We start from the raw sequence: 1,424 nt of genomic DNA, 5'->3' as shown, positions 1-1,424 counted from the left end.
CGTTTTCCGTCTGCATCTGTTGAAGTTGGGCGACGACGGCTTCTGAGCCTTTACCGGCCTCACATTCAAGGCACAAAAACACCTGCCTTAACAGTTGCTCCAGGAGATTGCATTGTTCATCGTAATGTTGCCACTGGTACTCTTCCACGGTCCGTTTCTGTTTTTTCAGGTAAAGGCAGAGGGTCTGGATATCCCTGTCATTCATGACCTTCAATGCCTGTTGTCTGACTACTGAGAAGGGTTGATTATCATCAATGTTCTCATCCACAAACAGATGCAGTAACTCTGCCGCTTTCGTGACATTGTCCGCGGCTGACTGCCAGGACAGGAACACTGCTTGTTGTGCAAAGGTGTTGGCAGCTTCTTGTTGCTTGCGGATATGGTAAATGAACCCATCAGTTAACCGTTCCAGTGCCAGTTGTATCCGCTCTGTCAGGTGACATAGCAACCATAGATGCTGCTGTGCGCGTTTGAATCGTTTGAGTTTACTACCGTAATAGTTGATGAGCTCACCGAAGTGTTGTCGATTTTTAAGAGACAGATTAAGCCCATCGATAACGCCATTGATTTGCGTGCGCCATGGCGCTAACTGATGATAAAGGGCAAGCTCTTTTTTAAGTTCAGGTACGGTCAGACTTTTTGCACCGCCTCTGAGCTGGTTCAGGCTTAGTCCGTCATCAATGGCTGTTATGCTGTCCAGAAAGACGTGAAGTTCAGGACTGGTGAGTTGATTAAGTTGGTGCGCCAGGTCTTTTCTGACCTGCTGCATCGCTCTGCTTATCAGTCTCTGGAGTACGGTGTACCTAGGGATAGCAATGCTGTGACTGGTTAGGAATTCAATAGCAGTATCAAAGAGGTAACGCGGCTCCAGCCAGGCATTGCCCACCTGAACAAGGTGGTCGAAAAGAGAATTGAAGTGCTGACTTTCGTCCCATTTGTGATAACCAGCAAGGTCTAATACTTTTGCGTAGAGTCGATCTTTTTGTTTTTGTGAGGGAGTGAATGGTCTGAGCCCCTTGCCGCCAAGCAGCTCTTTACTGATGAACATTAAATCCTTAGAAACCTGCGAGTAAGCGATATCTAGGATGACGGGCTTTGATTTGAAGTATCCCAAAATCGCGACAAAGTAACATCTATGAGCTCTGAGACGAATTGACCGAAAAACTGCCAATTCCGCATCGTTCAGAGAAAAGTACAGACGTTGTTCTTCGATTGAAAAAATGGGTGGGGAATAAAGATCTGCCTGTTCTGCTCTCGTGAGAATAGTAATTTCGTTTTTGATGGCCATATCAGGGCTGTTCCGTATTAAATGTACGATATTTACCTAATTTGCCACACTTATAAGTAGTAACCCACCTCCGCAGCCATTTATTGGTGTGGTCTACAGAGGATTAAGTCTTTTTAGAGGGGAAAATCCCTAGAAC

The 1,424-nt window shown here is 45.9% G+C and carries 1 pseudogene; it reads right to left on the bottom strand.

The features are described 5' to 3' along the window. Window positions 1–1,288 (bottom strand): annotated as a pseudogene (locus AKJ31_RS21790) (Tn3-like element ISShfr9 family transposase); the annotation flags it as partial. Window positions 1,289–1,424: the final 136 nt, after the last annotated feature.

Origin of the sequence: Vibrio hepatarius, assembly GCF_001274785.1 — a bacterium.
GTDB lineage: Bacteria > Pseudomonadota > Gammaproteobacteria > Enterobacterales > Vibrionaceae > Vibrio > Vibrio hepatarius.
The sequence above is the reverse complement of the archived record's forward strand: the minus strand, read 5'-3'. Positions and strand labels throughout refer to the sequence as shown.